Source organism: Dietzia psychralcaliphila (assembly GCF_003096095.1).
GTDB classification, from domain to species: Bacteria; Actinomycetota; Actinomycetes; order Mycobacteriales; family Mycobacteriaceae; genus Dietzia; species Dietzia psychralcaliphila.
On the sequence record NZ_CP015453.1, the window covers coordinates 3,053,620 to 3,073,362 of the forward strand.

Genomic DNA, 19,743 nt, shown 5'->3' on the forward strand with positions numbered 1-19,743 from the left:
GGCGCGCGATCGTGAGCGTCGGGTAGCCGGGAGAGGCCGCTCGGTCAGGAGATGCCGCCGAGGAGGTCGGTGGGCAGCATTCCGGTCACCGAGTCGGTGCCGCTTCCGTTGCCGCTACTTGCGCCCTGGAGCAGCGAGCCGAGGCCGAGCGATCCCAGGATGGGGGCCGCCAGCGATCCGATAGCGAGCGAGCCGAGCGAACCGAGTGCATCTGAACCCATGGTGGACGTCCTTTCGGAGGGTGCGCGTGGTGACGTGGCGCCGTTCGCGCCAGCCCGGCCGATGGTAGCAGCGGTGTGGCGTGCGACACACCGGTGAACGAGGCGGCGCGGCAGTGCCGGAGGGCGTCGTTCGAGGCGAAGGGCATGGCCGAGGGCGTGTCTCGGGTTTCCGAGCCGCATCAGTCCTGTGTGCGACTGCCGGGCATAGGGTGCGAGCATGCAGTTGAATCGGCTCGGCGCTCATCTGGAGACCTTGAGTACGTCGTCGATGACCGGCATCAAGGGCGTCGCCCTGACGATCGACGGGCGGCCGTTGGCGGAGTACGCCGGAGACGTCGAGGCGGCAGAGATCCGGGCAGGAAAGACGGACGGACCGGCTGGTCCCTCGACGACCGGCCCGCTCTCAAGCAGATCGTCGACCAACTCACGATGTCCGTCGGAAACCGCCCTGTCCCGGCAGACCCCGGCCCGCGGGACCTCGACCGGATGCTCGCCGAATGCCCCGACCTCAGCGCCGCCACGGCACACGCGCTTCTCGACGGGAGAGAGCTCGACGTGGCCGCGGCGCCCACCAGTTCCGGCGGAGGGGCTGAACGCTAGGGGCGAGGGGTCGGGGGCTCGGCCGAGGGGCCCTCAACGGGCGGGCGGTTAGCATGCGGACACGTAGTCACTCGTGTCAACACTCAAGCGAAATCGCCCGGTTCTTCGCCGGTTCTGCGGGAAAGAGAAATAATGAGCGTCTCAGCTGGCCCCGTCCGCGCCGTCGGAGTGACGACCTACGGAGGCCCGGACGCTCTGCAGGTCGTTGACGTCCCGGCCCAGGAACTCGGGCCGACCGACGTTCGCGTGCGCGTCACGGCCGCGACAATCAACCCCACCGACACCTACACGCGCAACGGTTCCCGCTCGAAGACCGGAACCCCACGCGGAGCTGCAGATGTCCCGGGCATGGACATCGCGGGCACCCTCGTCGAAATCGGCGACGACGCAGAGACCTCCCTGGCGGTCGGCGACCGGGTGATTGGGATCGTGGTACCCCGCGACGAGCACGGTGCGTATCGCGAGGACATCGTCCTGCCTGCACAGTCGATCGCCGCCTCACCCCGCGACGCCGACGACGTCGCCGCGTCGACGCTTCCGATGAACGGCCTCACCGCTCGGCGCGCTCTCGACCTCCTCGACCTCCAGCCCGGACAGACACTCGCGGTCACCGGAGCTGCCGGATCGACCGGCGGCTACGTCGTGCAGCTGGCCAAGCACGCCGGCCTCACCGTTGTTGCCGATGCGTCCGAGGCGGACGAAGAGCTTGTCCGGTCGCTCGGCGCCGACAGAATAGTCAGGCGAGGAGACGGCGTCGCCGACCGCATTCTCGAGCTCTACCCCGACGGCGTCGATGGCCTCTTCGACGGAGCCGTGCAGGACGCGGCCGTACTCCCCGCGGTCAAGACCGGCGGGGGCGTCGCGACGGTGCGGTGGTACCAGGGCGACGGCAGCCGCGACCTGACGGTTCATGCCGTGAGCGTGGCGGATATGGCCGAGGAGCAGGGCAAGCTCGATGAGCTGCGGCAGTTGGCGGAAGACGGCGTGGTCACCCTCCGTGTTGCGGACAGCTACTCGCCTGATGACGCGGGGCGAGCCCACGAGCGTCTCGAAGCCGGCGGAACGCGCGGACGGCTGGTCATCGACTTCACGAGGTGATGCACGGGCCCGTCGCGGGGCACCTGGCGCGCTCGTCTGACAGGAACCGATTCGCTGGAAGAGACGAGCGACGCCGGTCGCCCGAGCCCCCGCCCCAGAAACATCAGAGCGCCAACAGTAACCACGAAGAGCCTTCTAGCTGGGAGGGCGCCTGGAGCCTCACCTTCTCTACTGGACAGATGGCGACGTGCGCACCGAGGACTCAGGAGCACGCCACGTAGCGAATATTCGAGGTGTCTGGGAGGCCTTATAGGCTGCCCGCGATGTCCAACGATGCTGCGCGGATGGCCTACGCCGACGAGTCATTCCACGAGGCAGCGCACGGCGGGTTCTACGTCCTCGCCGCAGCGGTGTTCGACGAAAGCGTCCACGACACGGTTCGAACCGCCATGCAGACGCTTCGAGGAAAACGTCAGACGCCCAAACTGCATTGGAACGAGATGGACACCCGTCAGCGGACCACTGCTGCGGCGGCAGTCGCTGCGTTAGACGGCTTCCATATCGTCGCGATCGGCACACCGGTCCCCCGCACCCGCCAGGAGCGCGCGCGAGCGATGTGTCTCACCCGGCTCGTCACCGAACTGCACAGTTTTTCGGTCAGCGACCTGGTGATTGAATCCCGCACAAGGCAGCTCGACGCTCGCGACATCGCAACAGTCCGCGGTGCCCGGTTCTTACTCCCGAAGGGTTCGCGCTTCCACGTCGTGCACGTGCCCGGCAAGCAGGAGCCGCTTCTGTGGCCTGCCGATCTCGTGGCTGGCGCAGTCCGCGCTCATCGTCAAGGAGACGCAACCTTCCGTCGACAATTGGAGCACTGCTTGTACGAAGTCGAGTTAGATACCCACAGCTGACCGACTCCGGACATGCGTAAGGCCAGGGTCCCGGTCTGCCCCAGGTGCACCTGGCCTTGCGACTCGCCCGACACCCACGGTGCCGTGCTCAGACCTCACGATACTCCACCGCAACCCGGCCGCAAGACCTGTGCGCTGGCTTGCTAGGGATCTCTTGACTAACTCGCCCTTGTCGCACTGCACCCGCTTGCAGCAGCGACGCGCCCCGTCCTTCTCATCCACCTACCACGCGAAGATCGTGCTCCACGGTCTGCAAACGGACTGCAAGGACGGCGAGCCGGAGACCCCCGTGACTCTGAGGACTATGAGATCGGTTCAGGGCACTGGCCGGTCAGCGCACCGATCGAGTTGATTTCAGCGTTGGGCCGGGGGCCGTTCGCGTAGTTAATCAAGTTGGTGCATCGATCGTCCGGGGTCGCGTTGGGATCGGGGAAAGTCGCGCCGGACGGGTATCGGCAGACGGTCCCATCGCAACTCGGGGTGTTAGCCGCAGCTTCCTCTCGGTCCGTGCTGTCGAGAACGGTCTGGCAGTATTCGGAGTATCCGGTGACGCTTCCGTCCGACCAGTACGTCTCCACAGGACCCAATCCCTGTTGACAGCCGACGATCTGAGGAACTTCGGCGGCCGCCGGTTCTGCCTCGTTAACGAGTGCGGATGTCGTCGATGAAGCCGTTTCGGTGGTGGTGGCTTCGCTGCGGCTCTTGATACCAATCGCAGTTGACCGATAGTTGCTGTTCAAACCCTCGCCACGGCTAAGTGTCAGGGGCCCGTGTCACACTCCTCGCGACCACAAGGCAGGGAGTATCAAGATGATCGCGCCGTGCAATTGTCAGCCGCCACCATCACCAGAGTTTCCGTTTTGCCCTCGGTGCCGTGGCGCGGTGGGGGCTCAGGGCCTCGATCAGTGGCAGGAAGTCACGAGAGGAGTCGGAATCCAGACTGGGGACAATGCTTCTTTCTCAGGCAATTTCGTCAGCGGTAATTTCGTTTCGGCCGACAACTCTGACTACCGCGAGATCGAGATGTCCCGGGCTAGGCCAACAAAGACATGGCTACCCGACAACTGGTTAGCGACAGTGGCCGCTGCAGTCAGCATCGTCGGGTCGTTCATTAACCAGAGTTTCAATCATCAAGAGTGGTCGCTGTGGCTGACACTTGCGTTACTCGTGACAGCATTCGCAGGTTTGCTCGTACTCCTCATTCGGTCCGGCGTTGCCCGGTCCGGGGCTGTGCCTCTCTTCGGGGTGGTGTTTGAAAAGGGACCGAACGGAGACCTGTACAAGTCGGTTCCGCTCGGAAAGTGCCCACACTGCGGAAGGCCGATGACCGTTCAGAGAGTCACGGTCGACAAAGAGACCCGCGTTAAGTGGGTTTGCGCGAGCGGCGTCGCAAGACACTCCCGCGAGTTCGATCCAACCGAATTCAACAAGATCGCGTGGTAGTTCACCTGGGACGCCGCGATCAGCTTGATCCGTTGCGGTGGCCGGTCGCCGATGTCTGACTCGAGTGCCAGAGTGGACCCATGGCGAGCAAGGGCGCAAAGGAATCCGTCGAGGTCGACGGGCGGACCGTGCGGTTCACCCACCCCGACAAAGTGCTCTACGACGCGACCGGCACCACCAAGGCCGATGTGCTGGAGTACTACCTGGCCGTGGCGCCGCACCTGATGGCGTACGCCGGCCAGCGTCCCGTGACGCGCAAGCGCTGGCCCGACGGCACCGAGGACAAGTCGTTCTTCGAGAAGAACCTGCCCTCCCACGCGCCCGACTGGGTGTCGCGGGTGGCGATCGAGCACTCCTCGCGCACCGTCACCTACCCGGTGCTCGACTCCCCCGCCACGCTGGCGTGGTTCGCCCAGCAGGCCGCGCTCGAGCTGCACGTGCCGCAGTGGACACTGTCCGACGGCGAGCCGGGGCGGACGCGGCGGATCGTCATTGACCTTGACCCCGGTGAGGACGTGGACCTGGATACGACGGCGAAGGTTGCACTGCGCGTCCGAGATTTCCTCTCCGAGGCGGGACTGGACGCCTTTGCCGTGACCAGCGGATCCAAGGGCATCCACCTCTACGCCCGCCTGGACAAGGCCGTCTCCTCCAAGGGTGCCTCCGCGGTGGCCAAGCAGATCGCCCAGTCGCTGGCCAAGCAGACCCCGGACCTGGTCACCGCCACCATGAAGCGCTCTATCCGTGACGGCAAGGTGTTCGTGGACTGGAGCCAGAACAGTGGCGCCAAGACCACCGTGGCGCCCTACTCACTTCGTGGCCGCGCCGAGCCGTGGGTCGCGGCCCCTCGGTCGTGGGAGGAACTCGCCGACGGCGGGCTCAAGCACCTGCACTGGGACGAGATGCTCAAGCGACTGGAGTCCGAGGGCGACCTGCTCGAGGGGCTGGAGGGACCCACGAAGAGGGGCGGCGCGTCAAAGAAGGATGCCGCCAAGAAGACTCCCGCCAGGAAGTCATCGGCATCGCGGGAGAAGAAGTCGGGGAGCAGCAAGAAGAGCTCGTCGTCGTCGGATGACGGGGACCCCGAGCGCGGCGGTTCAGATTCCGACAGCGCCGATTCCCGCGGTTCTGGTTCTGGTAGTGCCGATCCCGGCGGCGATGACTCGATCCGCGCCGCGGTCAAGGAGGGTTGCGACGCCGGCCCCACTGACCCCGACGCCGTGGTGACCAGCCTCGACGAGTACCGCCGCAAGCGGGATCGTCGCAAGACCCCGGAGCCGTTCGACGGCGAGGTCGACACCGATCGCGAGGACGGCGATGGCCCGATCTTCGTGATCCAGGAACACCACGCCCGCCGCCTGCACTTTGACCTGCGGCTCGAGCACCACGGCGTGCTGGCCTCGTGGGCGGTGCCCAAGAACCTGCCGACCGAGCCCAAGGACCGGCGCCTGGCCGTCAACACCGAGGACCATCCGCTGGGCTACGAGACGTTCGAGGGCACCATCCCCAAGGGCGAATACGGCGCCGGCCACATGACCATCTGGGACCAGGGCACATACGAGTGTGAGAAGTGGCGCGAGGACGAGATCATCGTGTGGCTCAACGGCGAGCAGGTCTCGGGCCGGTACGTCCTGGTGCGCACGAGCGCCGAGAAGAACCAGTGGATCGTGCAGTACATGAAGGACCAGTCGCCGGACTCCTTCTACGGTGGACGCGACAACCCGAAGTCGTCCTATCCCGACGACGACAAGCGAGCCCGCGGCTCCGACAAGACTTCTGATTTTGGTTCAGATACTTCGGACATGGCCGACCTCCCCGATGCTCCCCCACTGCCGATGATCCCCACCTCGGGGTCGGTGACATCCCTGCCCGGGGACAAGTGGGCGTTCGAGGGCAAGTGGGACGGCTACCGCGTGACCGTGGCGACCGATGGCCGGCAGAGCCGGTTGATGAGCCGCAACGGCAACCCGATGGACTGGCTGGCCGACGGCTTCCCCGGGTTGGCGCAGGCGATCAGGAAGCCGGCGGTGCTCGACGCCGAACTGGTGGTGCCGGGCCCGGACGGTGTGCCCGAGTTCTCCGCTTTGGCCAAGCAGGCCGCCGCGGAAGGAGACGACTCATCTATCGGCCCGGTGCACCTGTTCGTCTTTGACGTGCTGGGACTCGACGGCGTGGACCTGCGCCGGGAGCGGTGGGATCGGCGTCGCGAGGTGCTGGACCTGTTGACGCCGGCACTCGAGAAGGTCGAGCGGGTGCACGTGCCGGGGGTTCTCGACGGCCCCGGCGACCGCGCACTGGACGAGGCAGAGGAGTTCGGCTGGGAGGGCATCGTGGCCAAGCGCCGGGACTCGCACTACCAGTCGGGCAGGCGGGCCAAGACGTGGCTCAAGGAGAAGCTGCTCACCACCACCGAGGCCGTCATCGGCGGCTGGCGACCGGGCAAGGGCGGACGCTCCGGTTCACTGGGCTCACTGCTGCTCGGACTGCCCGCACAGACCGGGCTCACCTACATCGGCCGCGTGGGCACCGGCTTCTCCGACCGACAGGGCAAAGCTCTGCTCGAAGAGCTCGAACCGCTGCGCCGCCGCTCGAGTCCGTTTCTCGAGGACCTGCCGTCCGATGCCCGCCGTGACGCCATCTGGGTGCTGCCCAAGCTCGTGGTGGAGGTCCGCCACCAGGGGTTCACCGAGGATGGCGTGCTCCGGCAGTCGTCGTGGCGGGACATCCGGCGGGACAAGCTGCCGGGGGATCTATAGGCCCCTCGCAGGCACTGCGCGATGCACTGCGCGATGCACTGGACGGTCCTACTAACCCGCGGGTGGGCCACCTGGGAGGCTGATCGCACTCGCCACGCGCACCCTCTCGTACTGGTCGCACTCACCGTGATCTAGGTCGTGGCTACCGTGCGAAACCCGCAGATTTTCCGCGCTGAGCACGACCACCACGCGGGAGCTTTCCGTCTAACCCGGCGGTGTCCCAAGTTGGGGACTGCCCTGCTACGAGAAGAAGCGTCCGAACCCGCGCCTCCCGGCGGCGTCGTATTGGTGGACCAGGTGCCGGAGCCGCAGGTTCAGGGCATCCATCCGGGCTGTCCGTTCGAGGAGCTCGTCGATCGAGTCCGACCCGGGACTGGCCTCGTTGAGCAGGGCGTCGGCGTCCTCGAGGACGTCCAGGAATTCCGGGTCCCGCGCGGCTCTGGCCTCGATCCGCGGGAACCTCTCCACCAGCGGGGTCCCCACCGCCCGGTTGTCCCGGAGTTCGTACCAGGACTCGACCGCCTGCGACAGGGCCCTGTGGGCCGAGTCGTGCGCCGCCTCCACGGACGCGAGTGCCTTCTTGGCCGTCACCTGCAGGGGATCCACCCCGGCCTTGAGCCGGCGACGGTGCGCGAGCTCGTCGATCGCGGACCGCACCAGCCACGTGGTGTACCAGAGCCACCCCGCGATCATCGCCAGGAACAGCAGTCCAACGAGGACCGGGACGATGAGCCTCAGCACGGCGTCCACCGCCCGGCCACGCTAACCCGGAGGGTCGTCATGACCCCACCACCAGCGCGATGAGGATCGAGAGCGGGATCGCCAGGGACACCGCGGCGCCGACGAGTTTGGCCGTGGCTGACCACAGCAGGCGGGACGCCTCCGTGTGTGCACCCTGCTCGTCGATCACGCAGGCCTCCCGCGCCGCCACCTCCACCCGCGTGGCCGCCACCTCGGGCCAACTCCGCGGCACCCGGCGCAGAGGGTTGCGGCCGAGCCCCTCAGCGGTGAGCGCTGTGCGCTGGCCGGACCACTCTCGAAGGCCTGCGTCCAGTCGCGTGCGGGCCTGCTCGGCGGCAGCGTTCTGTTGCAGGTCAACGGAACGGGAGTACATCTCCATTGACGCCATCGGCACGAGCACCTCCCCCGGCGCGGTAGCGGGCCAGATCGGACCCCATTGTCCCATCCGAGGGGTGAGGCGCCGTGTCATTCCGGACACACGACGCCGCGCCATCGCGCCGGACACGAACGGGTGCGTCGCCATCGCACCCACCCGGCAGGGCCGTGTCGTCAGTCGGGGACATACGGATTCGTCACGGCATGCCGCAGAACGCGGGCGGGCACCACGACGAGCATCACCACCACGAAGAACGCCGTGACGACCGCCGCTCCGACCCCCGGCACCACGCCCAGGACCAACGTGAAGATGAGCGCGACCAGACCGACCATGGCGATCGACAGGAGCGCCACTCCGACACGGGCGAGCGTCGCGGACAGGCGCAGCACCCGGTCCTTCCGGTGGGAACGGAACACCGCGCGGTGGATCATCACCGGAGCCAGCAGGACCACTGTCGACGCAAGGGCGAGTGACAGCACCACCAGGTAGAGGGCGCGACCGACACCGCCGATGTCAGCGAAGCGATCCTGAAACGGCACCACCAGCAGAAAACCCGTGAGCACCTGGCCGCCGGTCTGAATCATGCGCAGTTCCTGGAGCAGCTCGATCCAGTTGCGGTCGATGCGCTGCGCCTCGGTCTCGTTGCGCTCCCAGGCTCCCTCGACGTTCATGCCGCTCCTCCCGCCGTGTCCCCCGTCGTCGGTTCTCGTAGCTCTCGGACTGGCGGCGGGCCTCGCCGAGCATCTGCCCACCGCTCAGGCGGGCCGTGGCGACTGTTCAGTTAGTCGTCGGATCCGACCCGGCTCTGAGAGGGATCGACCGGATGGCTCACGGAGTCGTACCGTCACCGCTGCCCGAAGGCGGGTACTGCGAGGTGAGGGGGTCAGCTCCTGAAGGCGGGTACTGCGAGGTGAGGGGGTCAGCCTGATCGGTGGAGTGTCGCCCCCCGCTGGTCTGCCCGTCGCCGCTCGGGCCGTCACCGTTCTGCCCATCGCCGCTCTGCCCGGAAGAGTCGCTGACCTGGTCCTTCACCTGCTCGGCGGCGTCCTTGGCAAACTCGGTGGCCTGGCTCGCGGCTTCCTGGACCTGCGGCGTCTGCCACAGCTTGGTTGCCTGCTCCTTGACGATCTCGTAGTGGCCGCGGCCGGCGCGGCTTCCCAGGACGTACCCAACTGCAGCGGCTGCGATCAGAGTGAACTTGCTCATGGTGTTTCCCTCTCGTCGGGGACGTCCACCGACACACTGTCGTGGCCGGGACTGCGTCCCTGTGGGTCGAGCTTCGGTACCGTCACCGCGCCTTGGTCGGGCTCGGCGACGGTGGCACCACGGAGACGTGTGAGGGGATCAGTGTCGATCAACTCGGACTCCTGGATGCCGTCAGATCGAACACCACAATGCTAAGACGGCCCTCGGACGCCCGCATCCGGTCGACAGGTCACCCGATTGCGGATACGGCGAGGTCAGCCGTCGGTCGTCGCGCGGGTCCGGTGTGCCTGGCCCACTCGGGGTTTGGCTCGGACGCGCAAGACGCCACAGCCGCGCGCAAATGCTGCAGCCGCACGGGAGATTTCCTGTGCGGCTGCAGTCTTCGCGCGCGGCTGCGGGGTGGCGGACCTAGCGACTACGAGAAGGGCGGGCCTAGCGGCCGCACGCAATCGGGAGGCGCGGCGGCCGCGAAGGGTCGACGCTCAGGCCGGCGCCGCCAGCCGCTTCTCGTCGATGGTGCGGTCGAAGACCAGGGCGTACAGCAGCCCCGCGCCCACGGCCGTGTAGGGCCATAGAAGATAGAAGATCACTCCCATGGACATCGGCATCCCCCACAGCCTCGCGTCGCCGCTCGCGGTGAGAATCGACCACAGCACCAGCACGCCCAGCCCCGCGCAGTAGCCGACGATCGCGATGGTCGACACCCTCTCCCAGGAACCGTCGGAGTGCAGGGAACCCAGGAGCATCATGATCACGGCGAAGAGCGGTACTGCCAGGAACACCATCTGCCAGGTGTCGGTGAGCATCCCGATCAACGCGAACGCGGCTACGGCCACAAAGGCGTGGATCAGCATCCCGGCGCGCTTATGGTCGGGCTCGGGGGCGGCTGCGGGGTCGAGTGACCGGCCGGATGCCCGATCTCGTGCGGGGTCGAGTCCCCGGTCGTGTGCGGCGGGATCAGACATGATCGGTCCTTTCGGTGGACGTGGCGGTCGAGCTGGACGTGGCGGTCGGGCTGGACGCTGCGGTCGACGTGGATGCCGCGGCCGCGCCGGTGAGCGTGGGGTCGGTGGCGGCGCTCGGGCCGCCGTACAGGAATTCCAGCGTGGCGTCGGGGTGACGGTTGGTGGTCAGCAGCGACACCACATAGAACAGCAGGATCGACACGATCAGCGAGATGCCGCCGACCTGCATGAACGCCGGGACGGAGATGATGTCCCGTGCGGCAAGCGAGGTGATGATCATGTTGCCGAGGATCGCGAACGCCACTGTGACCGTGGCGGCGGTGGCCGTTGCGCGGTGCCAGTAGATGGACATGACCACCGGGCCGACGATCGCCGCGGCGAAGGCGGCCCAGCCCAGCGCGCCGAGCAGGAACACCACCTGCGAGAGGAACAGGGTGAGCAGCACCGACAGGACCACCAGGGTCAGGCTCGCGAGCCGGCTCCACAGCAGTTCGCGGACCACCTTGATGCCGAACGCTCCGGGGAGGTCGCGCATCATCGACGAGGCGCCGATGGTGATGAAGCTCGAGGCCGAGGACATGATCGCGGCCAGCAAGCCGGTCAGCGCGATGCCGCCGACGATCGGGTTGGTCACGGAGTCGAGGAACCAGATGGCGGTGTCGTCGATGCTCTCGATCTCGGGGGCGTCGCCGGTGATCGTCATGGAGCGGGTGGCCAGGCCGATGCCCACTGAGAACAGGGTGGTGATGGCGTAGGCGATGCCCGCGACGGCGGCACCCCACTTGAGCTGCGTCATGTCGCGGAGCATGAGGAACTTGGTGAGCAGCTGCGGCTGGCCCACGGCGCCCACGAAGATCAGGAGACCAAAGGCGAAGATGTAGGTGGGGGCCTGGACGCCGTCGATGGAAAGCATCTCGGCGCTCCCGGCGGAGATGGTGTCGAGCATGGGGATCCAGCCACCGGCCACCTGGACGGCAAAGAAGAACAGCCCCACGGACATGACCACCATGAGCACGCCCTGCACCAGGTCGGTCCACACGGCCGCGAGCATTCCGCCGGCCATCGTGTACGCGGCCACCACCATGGAGCCGATCCAGACGCTGGTCGGGATCGAGGTGCCCAGCAGCAGGGAGATGATCACGCCGATCGAGGTGACCTGCGCGGTCATGTACGCGATGGAGGCGATGAACACCGCCACGGACATGGTGGCGTGCGAGGTGCGGTCCTGGAAGCGGACGCGGATGAGGTCGGGCACCGAGTAGACGCGGTGCTTCTTGCCGATCCAGTTGAGTCGGCTGCCCAGGAGGAACCAGGCGGCGGCAAAGCCGAACGGCGCGAACAGGCCGACGGCGATGAGCGCCTGCAGGCCCCAGGCATACGTCTGCCCGGTGCCGCCGACCATGCCCCAGCCGGACTGGATGGAGGAGAAGCTGGCGATGGCCATCACGAAGAAGCCCAGGGACTGCCCCGCGACGAGGAACTCCTTGGCCGACTTCATCTTGGTGTTGGCCCACGCGCCGATGGCAAACATGAGCACGAAATAGGCGAGCACGACGCCTATGACGACAGGATTGTTCATGAGGGGTCCTCAGGGGTCGGTCGGGCGTGGTCAGCTGTTGGGCGAGCGGAGTCGGCTGTTGAGCGAGCGGGGTCGGCTGTTGGTCTGGCCGGGTCAGCTGTCGGTCGGGCGTGATCGGCCCGCAGTGTGGCGCGGCGGATCTTGCCGGTGTTGGTGGTGGGCAGCTGGTCCAGGAAGAGGACCTCGCGGGGGTATTGGTAGAAGGCCAGGCGCTCCTTGACCAGGGCCTGGATCTCGCGGGCGAGCTCGTCGGTGCCGCTGACTCCCTCGGCGGGGACGACGTACGCGACGATCGCCTCTCCGCGCAGCGCGTCCGGCACGCCGATCACGGCCACCATCTCGACGGACGGGTGGCGCAGGATCTGGTCCTCGATCTCGCCGGGGCCCACGCGGTAGCCGGCCGACGAGATCAGGTCGTCGTTGCGGCCGGAGAACCAGAAGTTGCCCTCGTCGTCGACCCGCGCCAGGTCCCCGGTGTGCAGGACTCCCCCCGCGGTTTTCTCCGCCGTCTTGTCGGGCGAGTTCCAGTAGCGCAGGAACGCGTTGGGGCTGGGCAGGCGCACGCAGACCTCGCCGACCTCGCCTCTAGCGACCGGCTCACCGAGGCCGTCCAGGAGCGTCAGATCAAAACCGGGCGTGGGGCGGCCCATCGAGCCGGGCGGGGTGTCGAACTCGGCGTGGCAGGTGCCCACGATGAGGTTGAGCTCGGTCTGCCCGTAGATCTCGTTGACCTGCACGCCCAGCGCCTCGCGTGCCCATTCGGCCACGGCCTCGCCCAGCGCCTCTCCCCCGGAGAACGCGGCCCGTAGCCCGGTGCGGGAGTAGTCCACGTCGGACGCGCGCATCATCTTGAGGATGGTCGGCGGCAGGAACGAGCAGGTCACGCCGTGCCTGCGCAGGATGTGCTCCACGGTCTCGGGGCTGGGCCGCCGGGCAGAGGCCACCACGGGCACACCGCTGTAGAGGCTCGGCAGCAGCACGTCGAGCAACCCGCCGGCCCAGGCCCAGTCGGCCGGGGTCCAGAACACGTCCCCCTGCTCGGGGAACCCGTCGAGCGCGCGGACCACTCCGGGCATGTGCCCCAGCACCACGCGGTGCCCGTGCAGGGCGCCCTTGGGCTGGCCGGTGGTTCCGGAGGTGTAAATGAGGAGGGCGGGGTCGTCGGGTCCGGTGTCGGGCACGACGACGGCGAGGTCGGCCGAGTCCGTCACCGACAGCGGCAGCACGGTGAGCGCACCCGCTCCCGTCGTCGTCGTCGCCGCCGCTCCCGTCGTCGTCGCTCCGGACTCAGGCGTGGCCTCGGGGGCCGTTCCCGCCGCCAGCATCGCCCCGGCGGCGGGCGACGTCGCCTCCGGCACCGCATCGCCGGTGACCAACACGGTGCGCAGCTCGGGCAGCTCGGCCAGTTCCCCCGCAAGACGCGAGTAGCAGTCGGCGTCGAACACGGCCGCCACCGCTCCCGAGTCCCCCATCCGGAACAGTGCGGCCTCGGGCCCGAACTTCACCGAGAGCGGGACCGCGATCGCGCCCATGAGGTAGGCGGCCACGTGGGCCACGGCGGTCTCGGCGGACTGCGCGCACATCACGGCGATCCGGTCGCCCTCGCCTACCCCGCGATCACGCAGGAAGGTGATGAGCCGACGGGCGCGGGCACCGAGCTCGCCGAAGGTGGTGACCTCCGGCGGATCGTCGCCGCGGTCCACCACGATCGCGGGGGACTCCGGTGGATGGGCGTCCGTGCACGCGGCGCCGATGTTAAATCGGTCCGGGATCTCCCACCGGAAGCCCTCGGGCCCCAGCGGCGGACGCCAGGGGCGTGCCTGGGCGGTCGATGGCATGGGTTCAACTCCTCAGTCTCTGTGAGCCCCCTCACTCGGGCGGGCTCGCCCCATGACGGTATGAGTGGCCTGGTTCACATACAATGGAGATTCCCCCTACGTTCGGAGTCTTCCCATGTATGAATTCCTATCCCTCGACGTGACCGATGGCCTTGCGGTGGTCACCCTCAACCGGCCTCCGGTCAACGCGCTGTCCCGCGGAATGCAGGAGGAACTGCGGGCCGTGGCACAGGAGGTCTCGGGGCGCAGCGACGTGGACGCGGTGGTCTTCACCGGCAGCGAGCGCGTCTTCGCCGCCGGCGCGGACATCAAGGAGATGCGGCAGATGCCGTACGGGCAGATGCTCACCGAGGCCCGCGAACTGCAGTCGGCGTTCACCGCGGTCGCGGCGATCCCCCAGCCCACCGTCGCCGCGATCACCGGTGCCGCCCTCGGCGGAGGGATGGAGCTGGCGCTGTGCTGCGACCGGCGGATCGCCGCCGAGAAGGCCAAGCTCGGCCAGCCCGAGATCCTGCTGGGCATCATCCCCGGCGCCGGCGGCACCCAGCGCCTGGCCCGACTGGTCGGCCCCGCGGTGGCCAAGGACCTGTGCCTGACCGGCCGCACTCTCACCGCCGCCGAGGCGCTCGAGCTGCGCGCCGTGGAAGAGGTGGTCCCGGACGGTCAGGCCACCGCCCGCGCGACCGAGTGGGCCCGGCAGTTCGTGGGCGGGCCCCGCATGGCGCTCCGCGCGGTCAAGGAGGCCGTCGACCGCGGCATCGAAGTCGATCTGGACACCGGCCTGAGCATCGAGCGCGCCCTGTTCGCGGCCCTGTTCGCCACCGAGGACCGGGAGATCGGCATGCAGTCGTTCATCGACTCCGGCCCCGGCAAGGCCCAGTTCCTCGGCCGCTGACCGTGGCCGTCGACCTGGCGCTGGGGCTGCGGGACGTCCTCGACGCGGCCGCCGAGTTGGCGGCCGCGCAGGACGAGGACGCCGTCCTGCACATCGCCATCCGCAAGGCCCGGCAACTCGTGGGCACCGACCTGGCCTACGTGATGCTGCTGGACCCCGACCGCGGCGACACCTACATGCGCATGGCCGAGGGCGCCACCAGCCCCAAGTTCGACACCATCCGGCTGGGCATGGGGCTCGGGCTGGGCGGGCAGGTAGCCGAGTCGATGGCGCCCCGCTGGACCCGCAACTACCTGGCCGACGAGCAGTACACCCACGTCATCGACCCGATCATCCTCGACGAGGGCGTCAAGGCGATCCTCGGTGTGCCCGTGCGCACCCACGGCCGGCTCACCGGGATGCTGTTCACCTCCGAACGCCGCGAGCGCGACTTCACCCAGGACGAGATCACCCTGCTCGCGCTGTTGGCCGACCAGGTCTCCGCGGCCCTGACCGCGGCCGAACGCTCCTCCCATCGCAGGCGGGAACTGGACGAGACCCGCGACGCCCTCGACGCCGAGCGAGCGACCTCCACGCGCCTGGCCGCCACCGTGGACCTGCACGAACGCCTCACCCGGCTGGTGGTGGCCGGCGCGACGGTCCCGGAGATCGTGGACCTGCTGATCGATATCGAGGGTGGCACCGCCGCCGTCTTTGACCTGGCCCACCGGGAGATCGGGGCCGCGCAGTCCACCGAGGGCCCGCCGGTCGACCTGCTCCGGCGGGTCCTGGACGAGGTCGCCGCGGACACCGAGCGAATGGTCACCCGGCAGTCCGGCGGCCACCTCGTCGTGGTCAACCCCGTCATCACCGGCTCCGACCACCTCGGGTACGTCACCTACGCCAGCCGCGGCTCCGTCCCGTCCATCGGGCGGGTGCTGGAGCGGGTGAGCTCGGTGATCGCGCTGATCCTGCTGGGCCACCGCGCGCGCGACGAGGCCGACAACCGCGTCCGCGGCGAGCTCCTGGCCGAGCTGCTCTCCCCCGGCGATCACGACCCGGAGGCGATCGGCCGCAGGGCCACGCTGCTGGGCGTGGACGTGCACGCCGACCTGATCGCGCTGGTGATCACCCCCAGCGAGACCCGGATGACCCGGGCGCTGCAGACCGAGTGCCGTTCACTGGCCCGGGCCGACGGCGGGCTGGTGACCACCTACGGCGACCGCGCGGTGATGCTCCTGCCCGGGTCCGACGCCGGTGAGACCGCCCGCGACGTGGCGGCCCGGCTCAGCCCGCACTCGGCGACCGTGGGTGCCTCCGGGCCGACCGCAGAGCTGACCGGCGTGAGCGACCACGTCGAGCCGGCCAGACGAGCCGCCCGCCTGCTCATCGCGCTGGGCCGGGCCGGCGACGGAGCGGCGACCGAGGAGCTGGGCCTGTACGGGCTGCTGTTCAGTGAGGTCGACCGCGAGTACGTCGCGCAGTTCATCGAGCGCAACCTCGGGCCGATCCGCGACTACGACCGCGACCGCGGGACCGCCCTGTTGGAGACCCTGAGCGCCTGGTTCGCCGCCGACGCCAGCCCCTCGGCCACCGCCGACCGACTCTTCGTGCACGTCAACACCGTGTACCAGCGGCTCGACCGGCTGGACTCGGTGCTGGGCGGCGGCTGGCGTCGCGGCGATCGCGCGATGGAGCTGCGCCTGGCTCTACGGATGTGGGAACTCCGCGGCGCCTGAGCGCGCGCCTTCGCCACTCCTGAGCGCGCCCCTTCCCCGCAACGCCGCGGTTGGCGGACCTCTCGCAGGGATTTCGGCTCTGGGACCTGCGAGATGCCCGCCAGGTGGGGCTGTCACCTGAGTCGGGTGCCGCGGCCGGACTGGATGCCTCGTTGTTGCTGTCGTCGTCGCTGTAGTCGCGATCCGCCTCAGGCCTCCGACAGTCCTGGCACAGCGTCCAAATAGGGCTGCGACCTCGCAATACCCCGCAGTACGGAATATGAGACACATGTCAGGTTCGCAGGCGGGAGGCCCAATGGGCCGAAATCGCGAAACTGTGAGGTTGTAGACAGAAGGGCACTTTCCGTTTGCTACTCGCCAGTAGCTAAACGATAATAAATGAGACTCGTCAACAAAGACTGTTGACGCCCGCCCTCACCTCCCACCGGAAAGGCCCACCCATGAGCACCACGCCCCAGACCTCCCAGACCGCCGCGCCCACGCAGAACCGCCGCAAGAAGGCGCGGGCCATCATGGCCTCCGGTCTGGTACTGGGCGTCGGCGCCGCGGTGACCCTGGCCGCCTGGTCCGACACCGCGTGGGGCGTGAGTGAGTTCGGTACCGGTGACAGCGCCTTCAACGTCCAGGCCTACTTCAGCTCCACTCAGGGCTGGGACGAGTTCCTCACCCAGGACAAGGCCGGCACCATGCAGTTCGGACCCGCCTCCAAGGCCCTGGTTCCGGGCGTGCCCGTCTTCCAGCTGGTGGGGCTGCACGAGGAGAAGGGCAAGCTCGGCGCGGACATCACCATCACGCAGCAGAGCGTCCCCTCCAATGCGCTGACCAGCAAGGTCGCCGTGTCCATCGCCGAGCTCGGTGGCGGCAACTCCGCGCCGTCCAACTGCTCCGCCGCAGCCACCAACTTCAAGCCCGCCGGCACACTCGCCGCCCCCACGACCAGCACCACGCGCGTGGAGAAGAACGACTACAAGTGGCTGTGCCTGCGCGCCGAGCTCGCCCCGACCGCCGGACTGGACTCAGCCGGCATCGCGCCCGCGCCCGTGTTCTGGAACTTCGACGCGCAGAGCGACGACGCCTGATCCCACTAGAACACCTGAGCACGACCGACGAACGACACGCGAGAGGTGATGGCCATGCAGACCGCAGCAACGATGTCCCACAGCGGAACCCCGGGCCGTCCCGCGGGAGCGCACCGCGCCCCCAGCAGGTCGTTCGGCTCCTACCTCGCCGGCGGACTGGCCAACCTGCTCGCCGCCGGCGGCGTGTTGGCGGTCGGGCTCGTGATCGCGGCGGTGACGATGAACATCACGCTCATCATGTTCAAGACCGGGTCCATGTCCCCCACGATCCCCACCGGCTCCGTCGCGGTGGTCAAGGAGATCAGCGCGGACGAGATCCGGGTGGGCGACGTCGTCACCGTCGACCGGCCCGGCCGGCTGCCCGTCACCCACCGGGTGATCGAGGTCCAGCCGCAGGTGCCCGGCGAGGCGCTCATCCTGATGCAGGGCGACGCCAACCCGAATCCCGATCCGGGGATGTACCGGGTCGAGTCGGTCCGCAAGGTGCTGTGGTCGGTGCCCGGGCTGGCGAACGCGATCGTCTGGGCCGGCAACCCGCTGGTCCTCGGCTCGATCACCATGATCGCGGCGCTCGGTGTGCTGTGGACCTTCTGGCCCGGGCGCGACGTGGATGAGGCCTGACCATGACTCGTGATCTGCATCCGGTGCGAGCGCTCGTCGCGATCCTCGGCACCGTCGTTCTGCTCTTCACGACGGCTCTGGCTATCGGTTCGATCCGCCCGACCGAGGCGACGTGGTCCGACCAGGCCGTGGGCGCGGCCGAGTTCGGGGCTGCCAATCCGAACCAGAACACGCGCTTCGCCAGAGCACTGTCGACATTCGGACTGATGGAACGGGCGATCCGGAACAGCGACGTCGGCGCCGTCACCGCCTTCCGGCAGACCCCGGACGCGTCGCGGCAGGTCGTCGGCCCCACGACACATGACAGCTCCGGCTCCTTTCCCACCTACCTGCTCCCGCTGACCACCGTGGGCTACTCGTGCTCGACGCTCGACGCGCAGTCGAGGTGCGACAACGGGAACCCCACCGGCGTGGCCACCCCCACCGCCACCGCGGTCTCCGAGACCCGCTCCCTAGAAGTTCGGACCTCTCGCATCCTGGGGTCGGATCTGGTCAGCTACCCGGGCAGGAGCCCGATTCGCGCGACCGCAGCCTGCTCCCCGAGTGACGGGGCGGCATCCCTCAGCTCGGACGGCCCGGTGGTCCTCGGGCGAAACGGTCTGTTCGAACAAGAGGTCCGCGTCCCGATCCCCGGTCCGAACTCTGAGCAGACGGGGAACCGAAGCTGGGGCAGCTACGACTACGTCGCGACCCTCCAGCACGTGAAGAAGGAAAGCCCCGGATACGCCCTGTCCCAGTTGCGGCTCCGCATCAACGCCACCGGCACGGGCGGCGCCGAGCGCTGGAACCTCACCCTGATCCTGGCCCACGCCGAATGCGGAGTCGACCGGGAGACCACCGCCGCGCCCACCCGTCCGACCAGCGGCGAGTGGCCGATCCTCTCCGCACAGTCGAACCGGATGATGGCCGCCCAGGCCGACGCGCCGACCACCTTGCAGCCCGAGGACGCCGCCCCCGAGGGTGTCGCCCCCGAGGGTGGCGAGGCCCCGGACGACGAGCCGGCCAGCGACGTGCCCGTCAGCGACGAGTCGTCGACCTCGGTGCCTACGCCCATCGACGACGCGCGGGAGGACGACGCCGAGAAGGGCAAACCCCGCGACACGGCGGAGTCGAGCCCGAGCACGCCCGGGACCACGACGCCGGTCGAACACCCCGAGCCTTCCGAAAAGCCTGACCAGCCGGCCGTCGCTGAAGAACCGCAGCGACCGGCGAACGTGGCGCCCGGCCGGTGGTTCACGGTGGTGGGCCGCGACGGAGTCGAGCTCGGTTCGGCGAAGATCGACGACATCGTGCGGACCCCCGGGTGCGGGGTGGCGCTCACCCTGCGCATCACCACCTCGGAAGAGACGAGCCCTGATCGCTGGTCGACCGTCGGCCCCGGCGACTTCGCCGAGCTCCGGTCCAGTGGGTCGACCCGCGACGCCCGGCCCGTCAGATCGGACTGCGAGCAGTCTGCGGCCTCCACGACAACGCGCCTGTCGCCCGGCAGCGAGTACGAAATCGTCCTGGCGTTCCAGCTCGACGACTCGGCGCAGCGGGCGATGCTCCGGCCCGAGGGCACCGCTGGCTCGGCCTTTGACCTGCCGCCGCTGACCGAGGTCGCCGTCGTCGCCACCACCGGCGCACCGGTTCCCGCCGCTGGTCAGCCACCCGCGGCGACCACGCCCGCGGCCAACGCCCCGGTCACCGTGACTCAGACCGTGGAGTCTGACGCCTGATCGAACGGCAAACCCCGACGACTCCACGCAGTTCGGAT

The 19,743-nt window shown here is 68.5% G+C and carries 19 protein-coding genes; 10 read left to right on the forward strand and 9 right to left on the reverse strand.

Annotated elements, in window-relative coordinates; genetic code table 11:
* Positions 1-44 precede the first annotated feature (44 nt).
* Positions 45-221, reverse strand: coding sequence for a hypothetical protein (locus A6048_RS18430; RefSeq protein ID WP_162845652.1), 177 nt, complete (start codon positions 219-221; stop codon positions 45-47).
* 429 nt (positions 222-650) lie between these two features.
* Here A6048_RS18430 and A6048_RS18315 point away from each other — a divergent pair, with 429 nt between their 5' ends.
* The 3 genes from A6048_RS18315 to A6048_RS14135 all read left to right on the forward strand — a co-directional run bounded on the left by A6048_RS18315 (position 651) and on the right by A6048_RS14135 (position 2,770).
* On the forward strand, positions 651-821 hold the full coding sequence (locus A6048_RS18315) for a hypothetical protein (protein ID WP_159110364.1): 171 nt from the start codon (positions 651-653) through the stop codon (positions 819-821).
* Positions 822-953: 132 nt separating this feature from the next.
* The gene (locus A6048_RS14130) at positions 954-1,919 is read left to right on the forward strand and encodes an NADP-dependent oxidoreductase (RefSeq protein WP_107745767.1); all 966 of its coding nucleotides are present in this window, start codon (positions 954-956) and stop codon (positions 1,917-1,919) included.
* Positions 1,920-2,182: 263 nt separating this feature from the next.
* On the forward strand, positions 2,183-2,770 hold the full coding sequence (locus A6048_RS14135) for a hypothetical protein (RefSeq protein WP_107745765.1): 588 nt from the start codon (positions 2,183-2,185) through the stop codon (positions 2,768-2,770).
* A 302-nt stretch (positions 2,771-3,072) separates the two neighbouring features.
* Here A6048_RS14135 and A6048_RS18320 read toward each other — a convergent pair whose 3' ends face one another.
* On the reverse strand, positions 3,073-3,510 hold the full coding sequence (locus A6048_RS18320) for a hypothetical protein (RefSeq protein ID WP_146166324.1): 438 nt from the start codon (positions 3,508-3,510) through the stop codon (positions 3,073-3,075).
* 142 nt (positions 3,511-3,652) lie between these two features.
* On the opposite strand from A6048_RS18320, the gene A6048_RS18325 reads away from it, so the two are divergent.
* Both A6048_RS18325 and A6048_RS14145 read left to right on the forward strand, forming a co-directional pair.
* Entirely contained in the window at positions 3,653-4,213 is a 561-nt protein-coding gene (locus A6048_RS18325) for a hypothetical protein (RefSeq protein WP_146166323.1), read from the forward strand.
* A gap of 80 nt (positions 4,214-4,293) precedes the next feature.
* A complete protein-coding gene (locus A6048_RS14145; RefSeq protein WP_107745761.1) occupies positions 4,294-6,969 on the forward strand; it encodes an ATP-dependent DNA ligase in 2,676 nt (891 codons plus the stop codon).
* A gap of 240 nt (positions 6,970-7,209) precedes the next feature.
* Here the strand turns inward: A6048_RS14145 and A6048_RS14150 are convergent, their stop codons facing one another.
* From A6048_RS14150 to A6048_RS14180, 7 genes are all read right to left on the reverse strand, one after another.
* Positions 7,210-7,719, reverse strand: a complete 510-nt coding sequence (locus tag A6048_RS14150; protein WP_235027576.1) for a hypothetical protein — start codon at positions 7,717-7,719, stop codon at positions 7,210-7,212.
* Positions 7,720-7,747: 28 nt separating this feature from the next.
* Positions 7,748-8,098, reverse strand: coding sequence for a hypothetical protein (locus tag A6048_RS14155; protein WP_107746613.1), 351 nt, complete (start codon positions 8,096-8,098; stop codon positions 7,748-7,750).
* A 161-nt stretch (positions 8,099-8,259) separates the two neighbouring features.
* Complete coding sequence (locus tag A6048_RS14160; protein WP_107745759.1) at positions 8,260-8,757, reverse strand: DUF6328 family protein; 498 nt, start codon at positions 8,755-8,757, stop codon at positions 8,260-8,262.
* Positions 8,758-8,914: 157 nt separating this feature from the next.
* Positions 8,915-9,292 carry a YtxH domain-containing protein gene (locus tag A6048_RS14165; protein ID WP_107745757.1) on the reverse strand — a complete coding sequence of 126 codons (378 nt, stop codon included), beginning with the start codon at positions 9,290-9,292 and terminating at the stop codon, positions 8,915-8,917.
* 482 nt (positions 9,293-9,774) lie between these two features.
* Positions 9,775-10,257 (reverse strand): hypothetical protein, encoded by a 483-nt coding sequence (locus A6048_RS14170; RefSeq protein WP_235027577.1) that lies wholly within the window; start codon positions 10,255-10,257, stop codon positions 9,775-9,777.
* Complete coding sequence (locus tag A6048_RS14175) at positions 10,250-11,836, reverse strand: sodium:solute symporter family transporter (protein ID WP_107745755.1); 1,587 nt, start codon at positions 11,834-11,836, stop codon at positions 10,250-10,252. Before A6048_RS14175 ends, A6048_RS14170 begins: the two co-directional genes overlap by 8 nt.
* A complete protein-coding gene (locus tag A6048_RS14180) occupies positions 11,833-13,674 on the reverse strand; it encodes an AMP-binding protein (RefSeq protein ID WP_107745753.1) in 1,842 nt (613 codons plus the stop codon). The genes A6048_RS14175 and A6048_RS14180 overlap by 4 nt, the downstream gene beginning before the upstream one ends.
* Before the next feature lie 115 nt (positions 13,675-13,789).
* Here A6048_RS14180 and A6048_RS14185 point away from each other — a divergent pair, with 115 nt between their 5' ends.
* The 5 genes from A6048_RS14185 (at position 13,790) to A6048_RS14205 (ending at position 19,705) form a co-directional block, all read left to right on the forward strand.
* Positions 13,790-14,569, forward strand: coding sequence for an enoyl-CoA hydratase/isomerase family protein (locus tag A6048_RS14185; protein ID WP_107745751.1), 780 nt, complete (start codon positions 13,790-13,792; stop codon positions 14,567-14,569).
* A 2-nt stretch (positions 14,570-14,571) separates the two neighbouring features.
* Positions 14,572-16,287, forward strand: a complete 1,716-nt coding sequence (locus A6048_RS14190) for a helix-turn-helix domain-containing protein (RefSeq protein WP_159110365.1) — start codon at positions 14,572-14,574, stop codon at positions 16,285-16,287.
* Between the two features lie 440 nt (positions 16,288-16,727).
* Positions 16,728-17,366, forward strand: a complete 639-nt coding sequence (locus A6048_RS14195; protein WP_200837397.1) for a SipW-dependent-type signal peptide-containing protein — start codon at positions 16,728-16,730, stop codon at positions 17,364-17,366.
* Positions 17,367-17,420: 54 nt separating this feature from the next.
* On the forward strand, positions 17,421-17,987 hold the full coding sequence (locus tag A6048_RS14200) for a signal peptidase I (RefSeq protein ID WP_200837398.1): 567 nt from the start codon (positions 17,421-17,423) through the stop codon (positions 17,985-17,987).
* Positions 17,988-17,989: 2 nt separating this feature from the next.
* Complete coding sequence (locus A6048_RS14205; protein ID WP_107745745.1) at positions 17,990-19,705, forward strand: prolipoprotein diacylglyceryl transferase; 1,716 nt, start codon at positions 17,990-17,992, stop codon at positions 19,703-19,705.
* The last annotated feature ends 38 nt before the right edge of the window (positions 19,706-19,743 follow it).